The organism is Burkholderia sp. YIM B11467, assembly GCF_052952715.1.
The window spans coordinates 916,522-937,219 of record NZ_JBQVSQ010000001.1; the positions used below are offsets into that span (position 1 = coordinate 916,522).

Below are 20,698 nucleotides of genomic sequence, written 5' to 3' on the forward strand. Positions count from 1 at the left end.
GGATCGCAAGCCCTCGCCGGAACTCACCATGGAAAAGATGGAATGAATTCCGACGATGCCAAACGCGTGTACGAGCGTCCACCCCGAGTGAACCGTTTCGTACACGTCAAGTGTCATTGAATCGATATTTAGAACTTGACCTAGATTCGATGCCGTAAAGGGCCGCAACAGGACGCGTCCCAGCCGTGCGTCGAAACATGCGACGCGCGGCCGGGAGGGGAAGGAATGAGGAAAAAAGCGGGGGCGAGCCCGAAAGCGGCGGGCCCCCGCGGAGACGCCGCGCAAGCGGCGAGGCACATGGACAACCGGCGAACGACGGCCGGTTCAGTTCTGCGTAAGCGGGTTGAGCGTCGTGCACAGGAAGCCCGTGCAGTTCGTCGGCTTGAAATAGAACGACGCCATCACCGGGCTGGTTGTGCCGAGCGCGAGATCGCTCAGATACGCGGAGCCCTGCGCGCCGTACGTGTTCGACTGCTGGACGAACGCGGCGCCGGTCGACTGGATCGTGGCCGATTGATACGTGAAGGTCGGCGACTGCGTCTGGTCCTTCACGTAGACCCACGAGATCGTGCTGCCGAACAGCATCCCGCCCTTCGCGCGATAGCCCTTTGCGCCTTCGCTGTTGGCTTGCGCGATGAAATCGCTGACGGTCGTCGTCGGCACCAGCGCATCGTACGTATAGGTCGCGCTCGACGCGTTGTTCTTCATGTACACGTTCGCCTGCACCGATCCGACCGCCATCGGGCCCAGGAACCAGTAGCCCGACTGGCCCTGGCCGTTCGCCTGCGTGAGGAACGCGTTCGGGTCGGCCGGCAAGCCTGTCGTCGTGTACGTGTAGGTGGCCGACGAGCCGCCGTCCTTGCGATAGAGATAGCCGTACGTGAGCGGCCCTTCGTAGCGGTAGCCGCTTGCGCCCTGTGTGTTGGCCTGGCTGACGAAACCCGGCATGTCGGCCGGCGTCGCCTGCAGTTGGTACGTGTACGTCTGCACGGTGCCGTCACTCACGAAGATCGAGCGCGACCCGCCGCTGGATGCGTTGTAGAAGTAGTCGCCGAGATAGCGGTAGCCCTTCGCGCCTTCGCTGTTGAGCAGCGTCAGGAAGCTCGCCTGATCCGCCGCGGTCGGCTGTGCGTCGTAGCGCAGCGTCAGTGTACTGCCGCCCGAACCGCCGCTGCCGCCGGTTCCGGTACCGCCCGACCCCGTGCCACCGGTTCCGCCGTTATTACTCGTGCCCGATCCGCCGCCGGACGCTGCGGGCGAGGAAGCGTCGTCGCCGCCGCAAGCGGTCAGCGCCAGACAGGTCAATGCGATCAATGCAGCGACTTTCATCGGGATCACCTCGAAACGTAAAGGACGAGCGAAGCCGGAACGCGCGGATCACGCCGCGCGCACGGACCGTCGGGAATCAGGAATTGGCCGGCGGCACACCGCCGGCCCGCGAACGTCAGTTGACCTGGAGTTGGCCACCGCGACCGAGACCGCCCTTGACGTCCTGCGCCTTGTAGCTGCGTAGTGCGACGACCATCTTGTTGTACGCGTCGATGAACGCGACGACGGTCGCCTTGCCTTCCGGCGTCGTCGAGAAGCCGGCAAGGGCGCCGCCCACGCCGCCGCCGAAACCACCGAGCGCCGCGCCGTAGTTGGTCGCCGTCGAGCTGCCTTCCGACGCCGCGATCTGCACCGCGGAGCGCACGTCGAACAGCGTCAGCGTGACGACCGATGCCTTCGTCTGCAGATGGCCGGCCACCGCCGCCACCGCGCCGTTGCCGATCAGCCCGCCGATCATGCTGCCGATGCCACCGATCGGCGAATCGTTGATGACGATCTGCGGTTCCATGTAGTAGTCGGCCGCGACACGCTGGCCCTTCTGCTGCTTCGAGCCCGCGCGGTATTCGCCCGAGTTGCGCTGTAGCTGCGTGATGCGCGACAGGCGCGCGTCGCTCTTCTGGTTGCCGATCGACGTGATCACGAAGCAGTTCGATTGCTGCACGGCCAGGCGCAGCAGCGGATCGATGGTCGTCATCTTGGTCGCGCTACCGAACGGGCCCCACCAGTCGGCGTTACGGCCGTCGTCGACGGCGATCGTGCCGAGCGGCGACGCGCAGCGCTGCAGCCCCGAATCGGCGCCGGCGCTCGTGCCGCCTGCTGCCGCGCCCGTCACGCCGGCGTTCTGGCCGCCGGGCGTCACCACGCCGCCGCAGCCCGCGACGGAGGCGCAAAGCGCTGCGACCAGCGCACCTTGAGTGAGACGATGGGAAAGGATGGTCTTCATGTCGTTATCGTTCGATAGAGTCGTTGTTCGGCTTATGTGTCCGTGCGAACTTCGTAAGCCCCCCGGGCTTGGCGCGATGGTGGTCTCCCCGCTGCCGCCCCGTTGCTTCCAGCCCGGTCAGTAGTACCAGTACGTCTGATTCCAGACGCCGTAGTACGGATAGCCCGAGTACCAGTAGCCGTAATAGACGTCACGCCATTGCGTGCGCCATTTCCAGTCTTCTTCGTCTTCCTTCTTGGCTTTGCGCGCGAGCTCGAGCAGCTTCTTCGATTCCTTGTCGCCGCGGCCCGCCGCGATCGACAGCCACTTGTCCGCTTCGCGCGGATCCGAGCCCATTTCCTCGAGACCGAACAGGTAGAAACTGCCGAGCGCCTTCTGCGCCTGCAGGTCGCCGCGCTCGGCTGCGTCGCGCATCCACTTGAGTGCCTGGTAGCTGTCCTGGCGCACGCCGTCGCCGCGGAAATAACGCAGGCCGAGGTCGTACGCGGCCTTCGGCTGGGTCTTCGCGGCTTGTTTCAGCGCAACGATGCGCGGCTCTTCCCGGTCTTCCGCATCGTCCTTCTTTTGGTAGGAGACCTGATCTTTGGGACGATCGGAACAGCCTGTGTCATCGCAGATTCGCACCGTGTTGCTCGTCACGGACGGATCCTGCGCGCACGCGGCCAGCAGCAGCAACAGCAGCCCCGGTGCGAGTAAACGGCGGTACATTGGTACTTTCCTCAAGTTTTATTTGCGCCGCAATTCTTCGAGCTTTCACCCCCGTGAGCTCGCACCCGGCTGCGCGCGGCGCAGCGGATACAATCCGCCGACGCCGACACGCTATCCAAGGCTCTCTCAGGTTCTCTCTTCGAATCGTTCAGTCACTGCTTCATTGCCGTCGCTTTTCGCTCGACCGGTTATCGCCGGTATCGATCTCAAAACATGACGCGACAAACAAAGGTGACGTGGTGAGCAATAATAATGAAGAAAAATGGCATGTCAAGGTCATTCGCTTTTTCAAAGCTTGCATGACGCGTCACTTTTGATATGCTCTTCCTCGCCCAAAACCCCTGGAGACCCCATCGAGATGTCCAACAGCGAGCAGGCCAACGTCGACCTCATCACCGCCAACAAGGTGCGCGACCTCCTGAACCGGAACGGCATTCCGCCGCGAAGTCACAACACGACGATCGCGAATGTGCTGGGCCTCAGTTTCTCGGTCGTCACGCGCAAGATGAAAGGCCTGATCCCGTGGAACCTGTCGCAGTTGCAGGACATCGCGACGCACTTCAGCGTGCCGCCCGCGATCCTGCTCGACGACAAGGGCACGCAGCCGGCCGCGGTCGAGATGATCGACGCGACGCTCGTCATCGAGTCGCGGCGCTTCCGCTGCCGGGCCGCGATCTCGGCGAAAGCCAGCAGCCAGATCGAAACGGATTTCGTCGCGCTGCAGTGGCAAGGCGAATGGATCGTTACAGAACGTCAACATGCGCGCGAGGGCCGCACGTATCCGGTCGACGTCGTCGAGCTGCGCTCGACCCAGCCGAACGTGTATGCGGCGCGGATCGCCGTGGTGGACGATTCGCAGGACGTCGCCGAAACGGTATGTGAATATTTCATCGAAAAAGGCGTGAACGCGATCCCGTACTTCGACGGCGCGACGTTCCGCAAGGCGCTGGAGGTCGAGGATTTCGACGGCTACATCCTCGACTGGATGCTCGGCGACCAGACCGCCGCCGAACTCGTGCGCGGCATCCGTTCGAGCGAGAACAGTGGCGCGCCGATCTTCCTGCTGACCGGCAAGATCTCGACCGGCGAAGCGAGCGAGGACGAGATCGCGCACATCGTGTCGCACTACAACGCGCGCTGCGAAGAAAAGCCGGTGCGCCTGCCGATCCTGTTCGCCGAAGTGGCGCGCGAACTGAAGATCACGCTGCCGGCTGCGGCCATCGCGAGCTGAGGCCGGAGCGACCACCAACAACCAACAACTATATGACCGAGGGAAAGACATGCGAATTTCGACCATCTGGACCAAGAGCCTGCTGACGGCCTGCCTGCTCGGGTTGGCTGCCGCGACATGGGCCGCTTCGTCGTTTACGTTCACGGTCGACGGCAAGATCGACAAGAGCAACCAGCAGGCCAAGAAGGTCTACGTGTTTTCCGAGCAGGCGCTGATGGCGCTGCCGCAGCATACGATCGTCACGTCGACGAGCTGGACACCGAAAGCGACCTTCACCGGCCCGCGCCTGTCCGACATTCTGAAGACCGTCGGCGCGCACGGCACGCAGATCGAATTCCGCTGCATCGACGAATACACGTTCACGATTCCGGTATCCGATGCCGACCGGTACGGCGTGATCCTCGCGCGGACGATGAACGGCAAGGTGCTCGGCAACGACAACTACGGCCCGCTGTGGATCATGTATCCGCGCGACCAGTATCCCGACGAGCTGAAGACGCCGCTCGGCGAAGCGAAGTTCGCGTGGCAGATCATCGGCCTGACCGTAAAGTGAAATGAAACGCCGGCGGTGGAAAAACAGAAAAATCATCCTGGTCCTCGGGTCGCTGTGGATCATGGGATTCGCCGCATGGGCGTTCCTGCTGTGGGACCTGCTGGCGACCTCGGTCAACGAGGGCGTGCTCGAAGGGCCGCGCGAAGGCGTGTTCTGGACCGCCGCGCAATACCGGAACGTCTATACGCGGTTCGACCGGCAACTGATCCTCTACGCGACGCACGAGGACGACGACTTCGACCACGTGCAGATGCAGCTCGACAGCCTGTCGGTGTCGTTCGGGTTCCTGCAGCGACCGTCCGAGGTGTCCGAATACTGGCTGCGCATCCCGCGCGCGCGCAACGAGATCGACGCGCTAGGCGAATTCATGGCGCGCCTGAAGCATGACGTACCGTTGCTGCGCGACAAGCCGAAGGATGCGCAGCACGTGATCGACGACGTCAACGCGTACTGGCCGAAGGTCAACGGCCTCGCGAACTACTTCCGCGCGATCGAGATGGCGCAGCGCGATTTCACGTTCCATCAGCTGAAGGAAAAGCAGCGGGCGATCCTGATCCTCGGCAGCGTGCTCGGCGTGATTCTGTGCGCGCTGTTCCTGCTGCTGTTCTATACGATGCGCACGCGCGACGACCTGCTTGAACGGCAGGACGCGGCGCTCGACGCGGAACGCAAGGCGTCCGACCGCGCGTTCGAGATGATCGAGGCAAAGAACGCGTTCCTCGGGATGGTCAGCCACGAGCTGCGCACGCCGCTCCAGGCAATCTGCGGGTCGATCGAGATCCTGCTGGCGCGCCCGCAGTCCGACGCGAACCTGAAGACGATCCGGCGGCTGCAGAATTCCGCGTTGTCGCTCGAAGCGCTCGTCAAGGATCTGACCGACTACATCAAGCTGCGCTCGACGAAGCGCCTCGCCGAACTGGAAACGGTCGGCATGGCGTCGCTGCTGATCGAAGTGATCGAGCCGCTGCGCAAGAAGATCGCGGCCAAGCGGATCGCGATCACGCAGCAGGTCGAGCCGCACGATCTCGCGATCCGTTCGGACCGCAAGCTGTTGCGACAGGTGCTGTCGAACCTGATCGAGAATTCCGTCAAGTACACGCTCGGCGGGTCGATCAAGGTATCGATCACGCTCGCCGACGCGCCGGCCGGCCAGCAGCTGACCATCGCCGTGCGCGACACGGGCGCCGGTATCGCGAAACAGCATCTGTCGAAGATCTTCGAGCCGTTCTACCGCGCGAACGACGCGGTCGGCCTGCATGTGGACGGGATCGGCATGGGGCTCGCCGTCGTGCGCGAAATCGTGACAACGCTGCGCGGGCATGTGGATGTTCGCAGCGTCGTCGGCGAAGGCAGCGAATTCGTCGTGACGCTGCCGGCCGAGGCGCCCGATACGGACGAAGCAACCGGTGACGTGCACGCGCTGCCGCACGCTGCCGCGCACCGCGACCGGCGCGCGCTGGTGGTCGACGACAACGACAACGCGCGCGAAACACTCGGCGCGATGTTGTCGGCGCTCGGCATCGACGCCGACCTGTGCGGCACCGGCCAGGAAGGCGTCGCGCGCTTCGGCACGGGCCGCTACGACATCGTGGTGCTCGATCTCGAACTGCCGGACCTGAGCGGCTTCGAAGTCGCGCGGCGCATGCGCGCGGTCGCGGAACCCGACGAAGACGGCCGGCATCCGGCGATCCTCGGCGTCAGCGCGTATGAATCGGCCGCGCTGCGCGAGAACAAGCAGGTGTTCGACGAATTCCTGCCCAAACCCGTCCACCTGCGCGAACTCGGCACGCTCGTCGAGAAGCTGCTCGGTTGAGCGCGCCGCTCACTCGCCGTTCACTCTCCGATCAGATGCAGCACGATGTCGCGCCGGTGCGCCGCGCGACGATGCTCGAACAGGTAGATCCCCTGCCAGGTGCCGAGCACCATGCGCCCGTGCTCGACCGGGATCGACAGCTGCACCTGCGTGAGCGCCGTGCGCAGATGTGCCGGCATGTCGTCGGCGCCTTCGGTGTCGTGTTCGTAGCGCGTGTCGTCCTCGGGCGCGAGCGTCGCGAAGTAGCGTTCGAGATCGCGCCGCACCGACGGATCCGCGTTCTCCTGGATCAGCAGCGACGCCGACGTATGGCGGCAGAACACGGTGAGCAGGCCCGTGCGGATCGACTGCTGGTCGACGAACGCGCGCACTTGCGACGTGAACTCGACGAGGCCGCTGCCGCGTGCGTCGACACCGATGTGCGTGATGGCTTGTTGCATGGCCGTAGTGTCAGGCGAGCGCGGCGAAGCCGTCGGCTTCGATCTGCTTCGCGTCGGCGGGACGCACGACGCGCGCGACTTCAACGCCATCGCGCAGGAACACCAGCGTCGGCCACAGCTTCACGCGGAATGAACGGCCGAGCGGGCGGCCCGGGCCGTCCTCGATCTTCAGGTGCCGCACGGCGGGATGCGCGGCGAACGACGCGACGATCGCGGGTTGCGCGCCCGCGCAGATCCCGCACCAGTTCGTGCCGAATTCGATGACGGTGGTGCCGGCCAGTGCGTCGACTTCAGCGCGCGTCGGCGCGTCTTCGGAATAGCGTTGCGGAGTGTGCATCGGGGCCCTCATGTGGAATTCCGGAACGTGACCGCGCAGGGTCGGTGGGTGCCGTCCGCGCTGTCCTACTGTAGCGGAAAAGCCCGCGCGCTGCCGGCGCGCGCGGGCGCGGAAACCGGCCGTCGAAATGGCCCGCGGCCTTCGTGGCGCCGCCTGCGCATCGCGCGCCATGCCCGTTCCTCCATCGCGCCGCCCCCGCCGGAATGACACGACAAGATTCGGAGCGCCGTGCCGCCGCGACGGGATCAGCATGCAGACTGATCCCGTCAACGAAGGCTCCGATCATGAATGCTCCGCATCGCGTCACCGAACCGAACATCCTCTATTTCGGCACGCCCGTCGTGCTGGTCAGCACGCTGAACGAGGACGGCACGGCCAATCTCGCACCCATCTCGTCCGCGTTCTGGCTCGGCTGGCGCGGCGTGATCGGCATCGCCGCCAGTTCGCAGACCACCCGCAACCTGATGCGTACCGGCGAATGCGTGCTGAACCTGCCGTCGCCGGCGCAGGCGCATGCGGTCGACCGGATCGCGCGAACGACCGGCACGTATCCGGTGCCCGACGGGAAGCGCGCGAAAGGTTATGTGTTCGAACCCGACAAGTTCGGTACGGCCGGGCTCACTGAAGCGGCGTCGCAAACCGTCGCGCCACCGCGTGCGCTCGAATGCCCGGTGCACATGGAAGCGGTCGTCGCGGCCACGCACGGGATCGGTGAAGAAGCGCCCGACCTGCGCGGCTACATCCGCGTGTTCGAACTGCGCATCCAGCGCGTGCACGTGCATCCCGACCTGCTGATGGACGGGTATCCGGACCGCATCGATCCGGACAAGTGGTCGCCGCTGATTATGAGTTTCCAGAAGTTCTATGGCCTCGCGCCGCAGCAGGTACACCCGTCGCGGCTCGCCGAGATTCCCGAGCGCGCGTATCGCAGCCCCGACATCGAGCGCTCACGCGAGGCGGGCGTGGCGGTCGACGCCGGGCGGTAGTGAAGCGCACTGGTCGCGCCCGATGCGGCACATGCAGTTCATTCGGCTTTCGGACAAGAGGGAGAGGCGCCGGACCGCGTTGTGTGACTAACTTGGGACCGCCGATTGGTGACGCGCAAAGTTGGATTTGCGCATTGACATTCTTCTATAGGAGATTTAATCTCCGATTGCTTCAAGTGTGGCGCCAGGGGAATCTTCCCGAACTGCCGACCGTAGACAAGCGGGAACGTCCGAGGAGATCGGACACAAGCCATCCGCGGGTTGCCACACGATATTTTGCAGTGCGTATTGAATTTCTGCGTCATCGACCGGTGCCGACACGAACGATAAAAGTGAACTGTCGGCGCCGATCTGTTGTTTCTATTCAACCGGATCTTCGAAGGAGCCTGCCATGAGCATCACGTTGCACAATCCGGCCAGCATTGCGCCGCCGTTTTCCTGCTACAGCCAAGGCGCCTCGGCGTCCGGTGACGCACGCTGGCTGTATGTTTCCGGACAAGTGGGCATCACGCCGGATGGTGTCGTTCCGGACGACCCGGAGAAGCAAACCGAGCTGGCCTGGGATAACCTCCTGGCGGTGCTGGCCGATGCCGGGATGACCGCGAAGGATCTGGTCAAGGTCGACGGCTTTATCACGAGCCCGGACCTTGTGCCGTTCTTCCGCAAGGAGCGCGAGCGGCGATTTGCGGGGCACGCTGCCGCTACCACGATGGTCATCGTTGCCGGATTGGCTGAACCCCATCTCCTGGTGGAGATTCAGGCAGTCGCGGCCCGCTGACGCAATTTCATCTCCGATCGAGCGGCGAACATCCTTTGATGTGTGTTCGCCGCTTGAACAAGCGCTCGGCCCGAGCAGACGTCCCCACCGCCTTGATCCGCTACGGCACGCCGCTTCCGTTGCCCCAAACGACCAGTCACAACGATATCGATGCGATTTTGAAAGCAGGCCCGACTAGGCGCGGCGAGAAATGACCATGAAATAGCCGCACGGCTCCGCCGTCTGATTGACGAAAGAGAGCTCGACGTCAGCCTGGAAGAAGATCGAGTCGCCGGGCCCCAGATATTCCTTCCTGGCTCTGAACTCCACAACGAGATTCCCGATCGTCACGACGATCTGTTTCTCCGATCCGGACGGGTAGGCCGGAAGCCATCCAGTCGAAACGCCGGGGGGAAGATAGTGATAGACGAGCTCTACGCGGCCGGCGCCTGTCGCCGGTGAAACGATGTGCCGTTCAAAACCCGTTTCGGGGTCGCGAAAGATCGGACGTGCCGCCTTGCGCATCACCACCGTATTGTCTTCGGGCTGATTTCCCCCGACCAACTCCGTCAGCGACGCCTGAAGGCTGTGCGCAATTCTCGTTGCGATGCCGATCGTCGGGCTCTTCTCCCCGCGTTCGACTTTGGAGAGCATTGCGCGGCTGACTCCGGAAAGTTGGGACAGTTGCTCCAAAGTCAGACCGGCCGCTTCCCGCAATCCGCGGACACGGCCTCCAAAGGCGCGCGAGAGCGAGTCGTTCTCGTCCGATGCGCTCGAATCGGTGTCTTGTCCCTGCGGCATGTGTCCCTTTCCGGTGGTGAGTCGAATCAACAAACGGATATTATCATCCACCATAGAAGAAGCAGTCGAGCCTCGAAGATCGCTGCTTCCGCTGATATGCGCCCACGGCATCGAGATCGCGCGACGCTGCCAGTGATCACGCCGGGCGTGATGTCGGGCGCACGGGTCGCATTCAATTCGAATCGATAGGTGCTGAAAAGCTCATCCTGCTGAGCAGGCGGTCAGGCATGCGCGGGCTGGAAAGCGGTGGAACGGCCACTTGGGACATGCGGTTGTGATGGCTGAGCGCTGCCCTTGCTCCAGTCTCCCATGGTAGATACACTTCTACTCAATAACGAATGGTTATCCGATTTCGAGGGTCATCGAATATGGACACGAACGCCATGAAGTTGATTGCAAAGGGGCAGAACTTTGCGTCCTTTCAGTTTGGCGATCTCAAGATCGTTGCGCTCCGAGACGGATACGTGGACATGCCCGCCACGAGGCTTCGACGCGTCGATGGGGGCACGTTCGACAAACCGCCAGTCGGGACGCAATTGGTCGACAACCAATTGCGACTGTCGGTCAATGCGTTCCTCATCATCGATGGTGAGCGCGCCATCCTCGTCGACACCGGGGCGTCGAACACGTGGTATTCCACGATGGGAGCACTGGTGGACGCGGTCGCTGAGGCCGGAATCGATAGAGCCAGCATCACGGACGTTTTGCTGACGCATACCCATGAGGATCATGTGAACGGGCTGATTGCGCCGGACGGCTCCGACGCGTTTCCGAAGGCGACGAGAATCCTCGCGGGTCCGGAAGAAATCTCGGCATTTACCGGCCGGTTGGCCCGACTGCGGGATCGTGTCACCCCGGTTACGGACAATTTCTCCGTGAGTGACCGAATAACCGCGGTTCGCGCGACCGGGCATTCTCCCGGGCACACGGCGTACGAAGTTGCAAGCAGTACGGGACATCTATTGGTTTGGGGGGACATTATTCACGTTCCATCGGTGCAGTTCGGGCGTCCCGAAATTTCGTGGGAGTACGACAGCAACCAGTCGAAGGCTCGCGATACACGATTGGCGCTGTTGGAGCGTGCGGCCCGGCCGAATTATTTCGTGGCGGGCGCCCATCTGGATTTCCCCGGCATCGGGAGCGTAACGACCAGCGGTGGCAGTTTTGCCTTTCATCCCCTCGGCGGGGAGTGAGACTCGTATTGCGCCATACGTAGCGCAAGCGAGCAGTCACTCACGTTGCTGTTCGGCGAGATCGCACACGCGACGGGACGCAGCAGCCACACCATCCGCCGGTACGAATCGCAGGGGTTGCTGCCCGGCGTACAGCGCGGCGCGGCCGGCCGGTGCGCCGAGGCCGATCGGATAAGATACGGCCGGCCACGCACTTTGGCCCCTGACCGAACCGACGGAGTGTTTTCAGTGATTCAACCGACCCCAGTATTCAAGGACAACCTCGCGCAACTGCCGGCCATCGACGGCATCGCGCGCATCGATCTCGTCGGCACGAACGGCGACGTGGTCGCGACCATCGAGAACCAGCCGGGCAAGCAAGGCTCGCTCGCGGTGTACAACTACCTGCAGCACGCATTCGGCACGCTCGACGCGAAAGCCGCCGAGCACGGCCTCGCCGTGTTCGGCGAACATACGGCCGACGCGCGCAACCGTCCGGGCGCGCATCCGAACGTCGATCGTCTGCTGGCGATCGTCGCCGGCGGCGAAGCGCTGCGCATCGACGTCGTCGCGAAGGGCTGAGTCGCCGGCGACACGCCCCTGACGCGCGCGCGGAAACCCGCGATCATCGCGTCCGTACCGCTTTCCCCGGAGACCGCCCGCGTGTCGCGCTTCCTTGCCCTGCCGTTTGCCCGCCGACTTGCGTCGCACGCTGCTTACGCTTCGATCGCGGCCGTTGCCTGCGCCGCACTCGGCGGCACGGCATCGGCCGAACCGCTGCATACGGCATCCGACATCGCCGGCGCATCGCTGGTGCCGCTCTCTGCGCTGCCGCGCTCGCCGGAGAACGGCTCGCTCGACGATTTCTGCGCGCAATACCGCGTGAAAAAGCTGACCACGGCGGCCGGCCGCGACGTCGCGAAGCTCGGCTGGATCGTGACGTCCGAGGCGCCGCTCGGCCGCTACACGGTCGTCACGTTCGCGAGCGGATTCAAGCCCGGCACGAGTGCGATCTGTTTCGCACGCAACGGCAACATCGGCGTGTACGACGGCACGACGCTCGTCGCGCTCGGCTATACCTCGCGCGCGGCAGACTGGCAGCTCGGTTCGGCCGATTCACTGGAAAACGGCGCGCTGCTGATCTGGGGCGGCGACGGCCCGGCGCCGCCGGTCGGCGAGTTGCACGAAGAGAACGGCGGCCTGCGCCTGACCCGCGTCGCCGCCGAACATACGTACTGCCGCGGCCGCACGGTCGTGCCCAACGTCTACGGCAAGCCGCTCGACGCGGCGCGCAAGGTCCTGATTGCGCATGGCTGGCAGCCGCTGCGTCCGCGTGAAAAGCCGGACGCGACGGACGGCGCGGCAACACTCGCGAAGCACGGCATCATCGAAGCCGAAGCCTGTTCGGGCACCGGCATGGGCTATTGCGCGCTGCGATACCGGAACGCGGCCGGCGTGCTCGGCGTGACGACAGTCGGCGGCGAGCCGGACAAACCGTCCGATAACACCGTGATCGACTATCAGGTCGCCTGCCGCAAGCCGTGACATGTGCTCCGGCCGTGCGCGCATGACGCAGCACCTGCGCGCGCCGTTGAGTCTGCCGCGGGCCGCATCGTCGTGCCTGAGGCGGGACGCATGCGTCGACGCCCGGCGCTGCCTGAGCGCCGGATCATCGCCCATTCGCGCAATTGACCCGCGTCGCGCGCGCTCCTAAACTGACCTCCCTTTTGCGTCGCTCCGACGAAAGGGACTCCCATGATCGACCTCTCCACGCTCGCGCTGTTCTCCGGCGCGTGTCTCGCGCTGACCGCCACGCCGGGCCCCGACATGCTGCTGATCGCGTCCCGTAGCGTGAGCCAGGGACGGCGCGCGGGTTTCGCGACGCTCGCGGGCATTCAGGCCGGCACCTACTGCCACGCGCTCGCGGCCGCGCTCGGGCTGTCGCAGCTCTTTGTCGCGGTGCCGATCGCCTACGACGCCGTGCGCTTCGCGGGCGCCGCGTATCTGCTGTATCTCGCGTGGAAAACGTTCCGTTCGGATGCGACCGCGCTGTCGCCCGTCGCATCGCAGCGGCGCCACTCGACCGCGACGATCTTCCGCCAGGGCCTGACGACGAACCTGCTGAATCCGAAGATGGCGCTGTTCGTGCTCGCTCTGTTCCCCCAGTTCGTGCGGCCCGAGCACGGTTCGATCGCCGTGCAGATTCTCGTGCTCGCTACGGTGCTCAACCTGATAGGGATCGTCGTCAACGGTGCGGTCATTCTCTCCGCGAGCCGGCTGAGCCAGCGGATCGGCGCGCGCCGCCGCCCGTCGAAGCTGCCGCAATACCTGCTCGGCACGGTGTTCGTGGGGCTCGCGGCGCGGCTTGCGGTGGCGGGGCGGAACTGATCCCGCGCCCTCCCGAAGCACACGGGCAGGCCCGATACCCATTCGGCTAGCTGGTCGAATTCAGGCCGCCGACAAACAATCCGGCTCGCACATCAGCAGCGAAGCAACGGAGAAGCGCCTGAGCGTTGCTCCGCTGCTTCCGTGCATCCGGCGAGTCGCCCTCACGACGTACGCGACGGCGCTCCTTCTTGCAAGGAAATAACATATTTGTTACTATGCGAACCGTCGCGTATGAAATCCGTTTCTTCAGCGAGCACGTCGAGGCAGGCGTGTTTGCGCTACCGAAGACGCTGACCGCCAGGTTTTTCGCACTCGCTGACCGTATGGAACAGTACGGCCCGAACCTGGGCGAACCTCACACCAGGCCGATGGGCGACGGCTTGTATGAAATGCGCTTGAAGGGCCTGGAAGGTATCGCCCGTGTGTTTTACTGCGCGGTCGTCGACCGGCGGATCGTCATGCTTCACTGCTTCGTGAAGAAGACGCAGAAAACGCCGCAGAAGGAACTGGACACCGCACGCCGCCGGTTGAAGGAGATTCGATATGGCAACCTATAAGGCACTGCGCGAACGCGCGTTGGCCGATCCAGCGGTACGCGCCGAATACGACCGGCTGAACCGCGAGGAATTCGCGCTGCTCGACGCCATGCTGGCTGCCCGGCGAGAGGCCGGCCTGTCTCAAGCCGATGTCGCGGAGCGTATGGGCACGAAAGCGCCGGCCGTGACACGGCTCGAGCGCGCGCTCGCAACGGGCCAGCATTCGCCGTCCATCGATACGCTGCGCAAGTATGCGGCGGCTTGCGGCAAGAAACTCGTGATCTCGTTCGCCTAGTCACGCCACCCGCAAGCGGCCGACGCCCCGTCACTCCGCGTCACGCTCGCGCGTATCCACCACAACACGCAACGCCCCACTGCCAAGCAGGCTCGCCGGCGTCACCGTGCGGCGGCGCCACGGAATCCGGCCGAAGTACCAGATCTTCCAGAAGCCGAGCGGATGATCGGGATTTCGGCGCAGCAGCGTGTCGAAGGTTTCGACGTCGCCGAGCACGATCCGCGTCGCATCGCGCACGACCTCACGCACGAAACGCGAGCAGAACTGCCGGCTTGACGCGAGATTGAAGCCCGTATCGTAGACCACGCCGATCCGGCGCATCGCCGCGTCGACGAGCCGGCGCCGCTGCGCGGCATCGAGCGGCTGCTTCAGCCGCGCGATCACGCATGCACCGCGATCGGAGCGCGAGAGAAACCGCGACATCGTCGTGACGCGCGACAGCGGAAACGTGCTCTCCGCAACCAGCGCTTCGCCGCCGCGCTCGCCGACGACGATCCCGACATGATTCGTCCATGAGCGCGTCGCGCTCGCCACTTCGAGAAACGGCCGCACCGTCACGCGGATGAAGACGATGTCGCCGATCTCCGGCTCGACCGGCAACGGCACGTCATGCGACCCGGAAGCACCAACGGAGAAAAGACGCCGCCGGCCCACGCCGGACGAGCGGATCATGAGCGGCTGGCAGCCGGTGTCGACAAGCATACGGACCTCGCGCGAGTGAACATGGCGCGAGCATGGCAGCCGCGACCGCGCACCGCATCCGCTTCTTGCGCGAGGGTGCGAATCCGTGCCGCGGGGTGGCGGATTTCGATACCACCATGAGGCATGACGCGTGACGCCGAGCCTTCAGCGCGTCGCGCCCAGCGCCACGCGTAACCGTTCCATCAACTGCGTGTAATACCGCAGCACGTCGTCCTTCGACACGACATTCGCGGTTGCGAAACGCTCGGACCACGCCGGCTTCCATTCATACGAGCCGTGCACGCTCCGATCGCCGTCGGGCGCCTGGATCAGCGAACGGATCCGCGCATCGTGGCCCGGGCCCGTATGCATGTCGAACAGCGCGTGGATGTACGTGTGATACGCGTCGTACACGTCGTCGTCGAACAGGTAGCGGTAGATGTGGAACGTGCGGTCGAGCTCGCGCTTCGCGCGGATCACGTCGTCCGGCGAGATGTCCTTCCAGTAGCCGATCCACGTATAGAAGCACAGCAGCGCATTGAGCTGCGGCGCGACCGCGTCGTACAGCGCGAGCCGCTTCTCGATCAGCCGCTGGTTGGTCCACTGCACGAGTTCGAGCCGCTTCAGCCGGCGCGCGACGAGCCAGCCGAGACACGCGACCGACAACGGCGTCAGCACGCCGAGCGTGAGCTTGACGATTTCCAGCGAATTCCACGGATTGTTGAATGGCTGCATGAATGGCCCGACAAGAAGAAACACACCCGCGCCGGCACATGATTCGGCGCGCGCGCCGCCTGCCCGATCGCATTGACATTGACCGTTAGTTGCTTGCGCATCGAACGTCGCACGGTGGTGCGAGCCGTGCGGTCGATGCGGCGTGACTCGCCAGTTTACCGGTCGATTGTCACCGAGCCATGACCGTTCGTCGACTCGTCGACGCACGCCCGCGCTGCGCTACGTCGGCAGCGCCGACGTGAGCTTGACCTTCTGCATCGGGATATCGGTCTTCACGCTCAGCACGCCGGGAATGCGCGTCAGCGTTTCCATCTGGAAACGGCGGTAGTCGTCGATGTCGGCCGCGACGACGCGCAACAGGAAATCGCAATCGCCGGCCATCAGGTGGCACTCGACGACTTCCGGCATCTGCTGAACGGCATCGGCGAAACGGTTCACGGATTCCGCGTCCTGCCCCTTCAGCCACACCCGCGTGAAGATGGTCAGCCCCTTGCCGACCTTCGCGGGGTTCAGCACGGCGACGTATTTCTCGATCACGCCGGCTTCCTCGAGGAGGCGCACGCGCCGCAGGCACGGTGACGGCGACAGCCCGACTTCGTGCGCGAGCTCCACGTTCTGCATGCGGCCGTCGCGCTGGAGGGCGCTCAGGATCCGGCGGTCGATGGCGTCAAGTTTCATTTGGCATCCGATTCCAATAAATTCGCAAATCACGCGTTCAATGCCAAATTCTCGGAAAAATCTGGCCACAACGCAACCCGATTCGAGTCAAAAAAGCAGACAATTCCTCCCCCGAAGGAGGAGTAATGAGCAGTAGCGTTTCAACGTCGTCCGGGCTTCGCGACAAGCCCGCCTATGTCGCCGAGATGGGTCGCGGTTTGCGCGCGGCGCTGCCCGTCATGCTGGGTTTCGTGCCGTTCGCGCTGGTGCTGGGCGCGCAGGCCGCGCAGAAAGGGCTGAGCCTGTTCGAGGTGCCGATGATGACGGGCCTGAACTTCGGCGGCGGGTCCGAATTCGCGGCGATCCATCTGTGGACCTCGCCGCCGCACATCGCGCTGATCGTCGCGATGTCGTTCCTCGTGAACTCGCGCCACATCCTGATGGGTGCGGCGTTCGAGCCGTATATCCGGCGCCTGCCGCGCCGCCGCGCGTTCGTCGCGCTGTTCTTCATGTGCGACGAGAGCTGGGCGATGTCACTCGCCGACGCGCGCTCGCGCTCGGCCACGCACATCAGCGTGCCGTATTACGCGGGCATCTGCGTGGGGCTCTACCTGACGTGGATCTCGATGACCACGCTCGGCGCGGCGGTCGGCCCGACGATCGGCAACGTCGAGCAGTACGGCTTCGACATGGCGTTCACGGCCGTGTTTCTGGTGCTGCTGCGCGGAATGTGGAAAGGGATGCGCGCGAGCCGCCCGTGGTTCGTCAGCCTCGTCGTCGCGGCGGCCACGCACCTGGCCGTGCCCGGCGCGTGGTACGTCGCGGCCGGCGCGTGTGCGGGACTGATCGCCGCGTTGCTGTGGGAGCCGCGCGATGCCTGAGCTTCCTGATTTCAGCACGGTCGCGACGATCGTGCTGATGGCGTCGACGACCTATCTGTCGCGCATCCTCGGCTACGTGCTGCTGCGCAACCGCACGCTCAGCCCGCGCATGGCATCGGTGATGGAGAACGTGCCCGGCTGCGTGCTGATCTCGGTGATCGCACCGGCCTTCGTGTCGACGCGCCCGGCCGACCTGCTCGCGCTCGCCGTCACGCTGCTGGCGGCAACCCGCCTGTCGATCCTGCCGACCGTCATCGTCGGCGTCGCGTCGGCCGGGCTGCTGCGGCACCTGCTCGGGTAAGCCGTTCCGACCCGCCGCGTGCGCGGCACCTCCACCGACCAACGGGCGCGCGATGCGCCCGTTGTCACATCCGCGCCGGCGACGCGACACGGCAAGGCTCACGCGGGGATGCTAGCCTTGTGGCTTGCGCCACGCTGCACGCCCCCCTCTCATCGCCCATCTCCGCGAGGATCTTCCCGATGCAAGAAACTCCGCTGTTCGACCGCGTCCTGCTCACCAACGACGACGGATTCGATGCCCCCGGCCTGGAAGTGCTCGAACAGGTCGCCACGCAACTGGCGCGCGAAGTGTGGATCGTCGCGCCGGCGGAAGACCAGAGCGGCACGTCGCATTCGCTGAGCCTGCACGAACCGCTGCGCGTGCATCGCAAGGGCGAACGCCGCTTTGCCGTGCGCGGCACGCCCGGCGATTGCGTCGCGATCGCGGTCAGCCACCTGATGAAGGACGCGCGACCTGACGTCGTGCTGTCCGGCGTGAATCGCGGCGCGAATCTCGGCACCGAGACGGTGTTTTCCGGCACGGTCGGCGCCGCGATGACGAGCATGCTGGTCGGCGTGCCGGCCATCGCACTGAGCCAGGCGTTCACCGATCGCCAGGCGGTGCCGTGGAACACGGCACTCACGCTCGCGCCAGACGTCATTCGCCGGCTCGCCGCCGCCGGCTGGGACAGCGACGCATGCCTCAACGTGAATTTCCCGGCGCGCCCCGCGCAGGACGTGCACGGGCTGAAGGTGACGAACCAGGGCACCGGCACGCTGCAGGGTGTCGAGATCGTGACGGGCCGCGACCCGCGCGAGCTCGACTATCACTGGCTGAAGCTCGCTCGCGCACCGCGTGACGACGACGCGGATTCGGAAACGGTCGCGCTGGGCGAAGGCTATATCGCCGTCACGCCGCTGAAGTTCGAACGCACGCACGACCACGCGCTTGCGCGGCTGCGCTCGAACCTCGGCTGAGCGCGCATTCCGCGAAGCGGCCCCGGCAGGTGCGCGCGATGCTGGCGCGCGGCTGCCCGGCGGCCGGGCTGCATCCCCGCGTCAAGTCAGGTTCAAGCCCCCGTCGAGCATCACGATCTCGCCCGTCACGTAATCGGACGCGACGAGCATCGCAACCGTCTGCGCGATGTCGTCCGGTGTCGCCGCGCGGCGCATCGGCGCGCGCTCGCGCCACAGCTGCTGCGCTTCCGTCCAGTCGGCGGTCAGCGGCGTGTCGACCAGCCCCGGCGCGACCGCGTTGACGCGAATCGCCGGCGCGAGCGTGCGCGCCAGCAGCCGCGTCGTGTGATTGAGCGCGGCTTTCGCCGCCGCATACGGAATCGACGCGCCCTTCGGCCGCACGCCCGCATGCGAGCTGACGTTCACGACGCAACCGGCCCGTCCGCGCGACGCCGCGTCGAGCAGCGCGGCCTGCGCTTCGGCGACGAGCCGGAACGGCGCGATCACGTTGATCTCGTGCATCTCGCGCCACACGTCGGGTGTCGCCGCGGCGAGATCGTCGTGCGGAATCACGCGGCTGATCCCCGCATTGTTGACGAGCACGTCGAGCCGCCCGTGCACGGCGAGCGCGTCGCGGATCAGCCGCACGCGCTCGGCATCGTCGGCGAGATCGGCCTGCACGTAGGCCGCGCCGAGTTCGCGCGCCATCGCGTGCCCCGTGTCGGCCGAGCTGCGGGAATGCAGGATCACCGCGTAGCCGTCCGCGGTCAGGCGGCGCGCGATGGCCGCGCCGATGCCCGACGTCGATCCGGTGACGAGCGCGACCGGCCGATGCAGGCGCGACGCGCGCGGCTCGGCCGCGGCTTCGGTTTCAGGTGCCGTTTCGGCAATCGGGGCATGCTTCGGCGGGAGCGGCGCGTCCATATCGGGGAACCCTGTCAGTGGCGTTCCCGCATCATAAGCGCGACGACGCACCCGGACGCGAACGTGACGACGGCCACCGCCAGAATCGCATCGGCGAAGCCGAAACGGTCGGCCATGAGGCCGGCCGACAGCGCGCCGATCGCATAACCGAGATCGCGCCAGAACCGGTACACGCTCAGCGAACGCGCACGCCAGCCGGGCTCGGACGCATCGGACACGGCCGCGATCAGGCTCGGATAGACCATCGCCGTGCCGAGGCCGAGCAGCACGCTCGCAACGAGCCACCAGCGAAACTGCCCCGTCAGCGCGGTCAGCACGAGCCCGGCCGCCTGCACCCACATCCCGGCGACGATCAGCCCCTTGCGCCCCCACCGGTCGCTCAGCGGCCCGGTGACGACCTGGCAACTTCCCCATACGATCGGATACACGGCCTTCAGGATGCCGATCCGCTCGATGCCGAGCCCGAGCGTCGTGAAGAACAGCGGGAAGATGCCCCAGCTCATCCCGTCGTTGAGGTTGTTGATCAAACCGGCCTGCGACGCCGCGAACAGGTTGCGGTCGCGAAACGACGTCAGCATGAATACGTCGCGGAACGACAGCGCGGACGCGCCGGCCGGCTTGCCGCTTTCGAGCCGCACATGCGCGCGCGTGTCGCGCACGACGAGGATCGACAGCAGCAGGCCCGCGATCGCGTAGAACACGCCGAGATAGATCGGCATCGGGCGCAGCCCGTAACGGCTCGCGAGATAACCGGTCAGGAACGCAGTCAGGCCCACCGCGAAATAACCGGCGAATTCGTTCAGGCCGACCGCGAGGCCGCGGCTCCTCGGCCCGACGAGATCGACCTTCATGATCACCGTCATCGACCACGCGAACCCCTGGCTCAGCCCGAGCAGCACGTTCGCGGCGATCACCCATTCCCAGTTCGGCGCCGCGATGATCATGAACGGCACGGGCAGGCCGACCAGCCAGCCGACGACGAGCACGCGCTTGCGCCCCCAGGTGTCGGCGAGCTGGCCCGATACGAGGTTCGCGAACGCCTTGACCAGCCCGAAGCTGACGATGAACGACGTGATCAGCGCGGTCGATTCGAGATGAAACTGCTCGGAGCCGATCAACGGCACGACCGTGCGCTCGATGCCGACCATCCCGCCGACGAACGCGTTGACCAGCACGAGCAGCGCAAACTGCCGCCAGTTCTCGCGCAGGCCGAGCGCCACGGCACGCTCGCCGCGCGCCACCGCTACGTTTCCCATCGCGCTAACCTCCCGGAACGGGCGGCGGGAATTGTCTGA

25 protein-coding genes are annotated in these 20,698 nt (G+C 65.3%); 14 read left to right on the forward strand and 11 right to left on the reverse strand.

Annotated features, from left to right (window positions below):
* Nucleotides 1–324 precede the first annotated feature (324 nt).
* The 3 genes from ACTRWB_RS04095 to ACTRWB_RS04105 form a co-directional block, all read right to left on the reverse strand.
* A complete protein-coding gene (locus tag ACTRWB_RS04095) occupies nucleotides 325–1,329 on the reverse strand; it encodes a hypothetical protein (protein WP_446901028.1) in 1,005 nt (334 codons plus the stop codon).
* Between the two features lie 115 nt (nucleotides 1,330–1,444).
* Nucleotides 1,445–2,272, reverse strand: coding sequence for a hypothetical protein (locus ACTRWB_RS04100; protein WP_446901029.1), 828 nt, complete (start codon nucleotides 2,270–2,272; stop codon nucleotides 1,445–1,447).
* Nucleotides 2,273–2,389: 117 nt separating this feature from the next.
* Entirely contained in the window at nucleotides 2,390–2,980 is a 591-nt protein-coding gene (locus ACTRWB_RS04105; RefSeq protein WP_446901030.1) for a tetratricopeptide repeat protein, read from the reverse strand.
* 358 nt (nucleotides 2,981–3,338) lie between these two features.
* On the opposite strand from ACTRWB_RS04105, the gene ACTRWB_RS04110 reads away from it, so the two are divergent.
* The 3 genes from ACTRWB_RS04110 to atsR are packed head-to-tail and all read left to right on the forward strand — an operon-like array spanning nucleotide 3,339 to nucleotide 6,577.
* Nucleotides 3,339–4,211 (forward strand): response regulator, encoded by an 873-nt coding sequence (locus tag ACTRWB_RS04110; RefSeq protein WP_446901031.1) that lies wholly within the window; start codon nucleotides 3,339–3,341, stop codon nucleotides 4,209–4,211.
* A gap of 49 nt (nucleotides 4,212–4,260) precedes the next feature.
* On the forward strand, nucleotides 4,261–4,764 hold the full coding sequence (locus ACTRWB_RS04115; RefSeq protein ID WP_446901032.1) for a molybdopterin-dependent oxidoreductase: 504 nt from the start codon (nucleotides 4,261–4,263) through the stop codon (nucleotides 4,762–4,764).
* A 1-nt stretch (nucleotide 4,765) separates the two neighbouring features.
* Entirely contained in the window at nucleotides 4,766–6,577 is a 1,812-nt protein-coding gene (gene atsR, locus ACTRWB_RS04120; protein WP_446901033.1) for a hybrid sensor histidine kinase/response regulator AtsR, read from the forward strand.
* Between the two features lie 20 nt (nucleotides 6,578–6,597).
* Here atsR and ACTRWB_RS04125 read toward each other — a convergent pair whose 3' ends face one another.
* Both ACTRWB_RS04125 and ACTRWB_RS04130 read right to left on the reverse strand, forming a co-directional pair.
* A complete protein-coding gene (locus ACTRWB_RS04125; protein ID WP_129516334.1) occupies nucleotides 6,598–7,017 on the reverse strand; it encodes a secondary thiamine-phosphate synthase enzyme YjbQ in 420 nt (139 codons plus the stop codon).
* 10 nt (nucleotides 7,018–7,027) lie between these two features.
* The gene (locus ACTRWB_RS04130) at nucleotides 7,028–7,354 is read right to left on the reverse strand and encodes a thioredoxin family protein (RefSeq protein ID WP_129516333.1); all 327 of its coding nucleotides are present in this window, start codon (nucleotides 7,352–7,354) and stop codon (nucleotides 7,028–7,030) included.
* A gap of 284 nt (nucleotides 7,355–7,638) precedes the next feature.
* On the opposite strand from ACTRWB_RS04130, the gene ACTRWB_RS04135 reads away from it, so the two are divergent.
* Nucleotides 7,639–8,340, forward strand: a complete 702-nt coding sequence (locus ACTRWB_RS04135) for a flavin reductase family protein (protein WP_446901034.1) — start codon at nucleotides 7,639–7,641, stop codon at nucleotides 8,338–8,340.
* Between the two features lie 391 nt (nucleotides 8,341–8,731).
* On the forward strand, nucleotides 8,732–9,118 hold the full coding sequence (locus tag ACTRWB_RS04140) for a RidA family protein (protein ID WP_419688076.1): 387 nt from the start codon (nucleotides 8,732–8,734) through the stop codon (nucleotides 9,116–9,118).
* Nucleotides 9,119–9,292: 174 nt separating this feature from the next.
* Here the strand turns inward: ACTRWB_RS04140 and ACTRWB_RS04145 are convergent, their stop codons facing one another.
* Entirely contained in the window at nucleotides 9,293–9,898 is a 606-nt protein-coding gene (locus ACTRWB_RS04145; protein ID WP_446901035.1) for a helix-turn-helix domain-containing protein, read from the reverse strand.
* Nucleotides 9,899–10,281: 383 nt separating this feature from the next.
* Here ACTRWB_RS04145 and ACTRWB_RS04150 point away from each other — a divergent pair, with 383 nt between their 5' ends.
* The 6 genes from ACTRWB_RS04150 to ACTRWB_RS04175 all read left to right on the forward strand — a co-directional run bounded on the left by ACTRWB_RS04150 (nucleotide 10,282) and on the right by ACTRWB_RS04175 (nucleotide 14,289).
* The gene (locus tag ACTRWB_RS04150) at nucleotides 10,282–11,091 is read left to right on the forward strand and encodes an MBL fold metallo-hydrolase (RefSeq protein ID WP_446901036.1); all 810 of its coding nucleotides are present in this window, start codon (nucleotides 10,282–10,284) and stop codon (nucleotides 11,089–11,091) included.
* A 228-nt stretch (nucleotides 11,092–11,319) separates the two neighbouring features.
* Nucleotides 11,320–11,652, forward strand: a complete 333-nt coding sequence (locus tag ACTRWB_RS04155; RefSeq protein WP_446901037.1) for a DUF2322 family protein — start codon at nucleotides 11,320–11,322, stop codon at nucleotides 11,650–11,652.
* A gap of 81 nt (nucleotides 11,653–11,733) precedes the next feature.
* Nucleotides 11,734–12,615, forward strand: a complete 882-nt coding sequence (locus ACTRWB_RS04160; protein ID WP_446901038.1) for a hypothetical protein — start codon at nucleotides 11,734–11,736, stop codon at nucleotides 12,613–12,615.
* Nucleotides 12,616–12,825: 210 nt separating this feature from the next.
* On the forward strand, nucleotides 12,826–13,458 hold the full coding sequence (locus ACTRWB_RS04165) for a LysE family translocator (protein WP_048243087.1): 633 nt from the start codon (nucleotides 12,826–12,828) through the stop codon (nucleotides 13,456–13,458).
* Nucleotides 13,459–13,673: 215 nt separating this feature from the next.
* The gene (locus tag ACTRWB_RS04170; RefSeq protein WP_446901039.1) at nucleotides 13,674–14,015 is read left to right on the forward strand and encodes a type II toxin-antitoxin system RelE/ParE family toxin; all 342 of its coding nucleotides are present in this window, start codon (nucleotides 13,674–13,676) and stop codon (nucleotides 14,013–14,015) included.
* Entirely contained in the window at nucleotides 14,002–14,289 is a 288-nt protein-coding gene (locus tag ACTRWB_RS04175; protein ID WP_412025466.1) for a helix-turn-helix domain-containing protein, read from the forward strand. Before ACTRWB_RS04170 ends, ACTRWB_RS04175 begins: the two co-directional genes overlap by 14 nt.
* Before the next feature lie 30 nt (nucleotides 14,290–14,319).
* Here ACTRWB_RS04175 and ACTRWB_RS04180 read toward each other — a convergent pair whose 3' ends face one another.
* The 3 genes from ACTRWB_RS04180 to ACTRWB_RS04190 form a co-directional block, all read right to left on the reverse strand.
* Complete coding sequence (locus ACTRWB_RS04180; protein WP_446901040.1) at nucleotides 14,320–14,991, reverse strand: YebB family permuted papain-like enzyme; 672 nt, start codon at nucleotides 14,989–14,991, stop codon at nucleotides 14,320–14,322.
* 144 nt (nucleotides 14,992–15,135) lie between these two features.
* Complete coding sequence (locus tag ACTRWB_RS04185) at nucleotides 15,136–15,705, reverse strand: hypothetical protein (protein ID WP_446901041.1); 570 nt, start codon at nucleotides 15,703–15,705, stop codon at nucleotides 15,136–15,138.
* Between the two features lie 219 nt (nucleotides 15,706–15,924).
* Nucleotides 15,925–16,383, reverse strand: coding sequence for an Lrp/AsnC family transcriptional regulator (locus ACTRWB_RS04190; protein ID WP_006749370.1), 459 nt, complete (start codon nucleotides 16,381–16,383; stop codon nucleotides 15,925–15,927).
* Between the two features lie 125 nt (nucleotides 16,384–16,508).
* Between ACTRWB_RS04190 and ACTRWB_RS04195 the strand changes: the two genes are divergently transcribed.
* From ACTRWB_RS04195 to surE, 3 genes are all read left to right on the forward strand, one after another.
* Entirely contained in the window at nucleotides 16,509–17,243 is a 735-nt protein-coding gene (locus ACTRWB_RS04195; RefSeq protein ID WP_047901893.1) for an AzlC family ABC transporter permease, read from the forward strand.
* Nucleotides 17,236–17,544: an AzlD family protein gene (locus ACTRWB_RS04200; protein WP_047901894.1), complete on the forward strand. Its 309-nt coding sequence runs from the start codon at nucleotides 17,236–17,238 to the stop codon at nucleotides 17,542–17,544. Before ACTRWB_RS04195 ends, ACTRWB_RS04200 begins: the two co-directional genes overlap by 8 nt.
* Nucleotides 17,545–17,723: 179 nt before the next feature.
* On the forward strand, nucleotides 17,724–18,500 hold the full coding sequence (gene surE, locus ACTRWB_RS04205; protein WP_446901042.1) for a 5'/3'-nucleotidase SurE: 777 nt from the start codon (nucleotides 17,724–17,726) through the stop codon (nucleotides 18,498–18,500).
* 81 nt (nucleotides 18,501–18,581) lie between these two features.
* On the opposite strand, the gene ACTRWB_RS04210 is transcribed toward surE, so the two are convergent.
* Together ACTRWB_RS04210 and ACTRWB_RS04215 are read right to left on the reverse strand one after the other, a co-directional pair.
* Entirely contained in the window at nucleotides 18,582–19,403 is an 822-nt protein-coding gene (locus ACTRWB_RS04210) for an SDR family NAD(P)-dependent oxidoreductase (RefSeq protein ID WP_446901043.1), read from the reverse strand.
* 14 nt (nucleotides 19,404–19,417) lie between these two features.
* Entirely contained in the window at nucleotides 19,418–20,659 is a 1,242-nt protein-coding gene (locus tag ACTRWB_RS04215; protein ID WP_446901044.1) for an MFS transporter, read from the reverse strand.
* Nucleotides 20,660–20,698: the final 39 nt, after the last annotated feature.